The 830-nt window shown below is 78.6% G+C and carries 2 protein-coding genes; one reads left to right on the top strand and one right to left on the bottom strand.

Annotation, left to right across the window (positions count from 1 at the left end; translation table 11 throughout):
- Window positions 1-440: hypothetical protein (locus GTW08_RS29905; protein ID WP_202417898.1), on the bottom strand; the 440-nt coding region annotated here is incomplete at its 3' end.
- 168 nt (window positions 441-608) lie between these two features.
- Here GTW08_RS29905 and GTW08_RS31320 point away from each other — a divergent pair.
- The coding region (locus tag GTW08_RS31320) for a hypothetical protein (protein WP_202417899.1) at window positions 609-830 on the top strand (222 nt) is incomplete at its 3' end.

Consider the following 830-nt stretch of genomic DNA (forward strand, 5'->3'; position numbering starts at 1 on the left):
ACCGGCGCGGTCGCCGGCCACGGGATCGGCCGCCCGGTCACGAGCAGCCACCCGGTCAGCACGGCCGACGCGACGGCCACCACCGCGAGCGCGCGGTGGTGGCGCCCCGCGGCGACCGCCGACACCAGCGCCACGGCGAACGCGAACCCGAGCGGCCCGATCGGCGGGTACCCCAGGCCCAGGTAGACGACGACCGCGGCCGCGCACACCGCGAGCGCCACGACCCGGTTCAGGTGCCGGAACAGCAGCGCGACCGGCCCCATCGCGAGCAGTGCGGCGGCGAGCCCGTCGAGCGGGAGTGCCGTCGCGTCCGGGTCCGGGTACTGCGCGCTGCGGACGGCGTAGAACGCCGTCCCGCCCACGGTGAACAGGCCGGCGACCAGCGCGGGGACGATGATCCGCGCGATCCCGCCCCACCTCGGACGTCGGTCGGCGGGCACGCGGGACACCGTAGACCGGGGCACCGACAGCGGTCGTCGTCCGGACGGTGACCGGTGCCGTACACCCGCGGGAGTACAGGGGCGGCCGCTCCTTCCCCGGGGGCGGCAGCGGGATCGGCGACCGCGGACGGACGCGCGCGACCCCCCGGCACCACGACGCTGGCCGTCATGACAGCGACTCCGGACACCCGTCCCGCACCCGGACCGGCCACCGCCCCGGCACCGGCCACACCGTCCCCCGCCACCCCGACCCCGGCCGACGCGATCCCGGCCGCGACCGCGCCCACGGCGACGACCGCAGGCGGTCTCCCGCCCCGGTCCGACGCCGTGCTCGCCTCGGACGCCGAGCGCGAGTACGTCACCGCCCGGCTGCGGACGGCCGCCGCCGAG

Source organism: Pseudonocardia sp. SID8383, from assembly GCF_009864975.1.
Taxonomy (GTDB): domain Bacteria; phylum Actinomycetota; class Actinomycetes; order Mycobacteriales; family Pseudonocardiaceae; genus Pseudonocardia; species Pseudonocardia alni.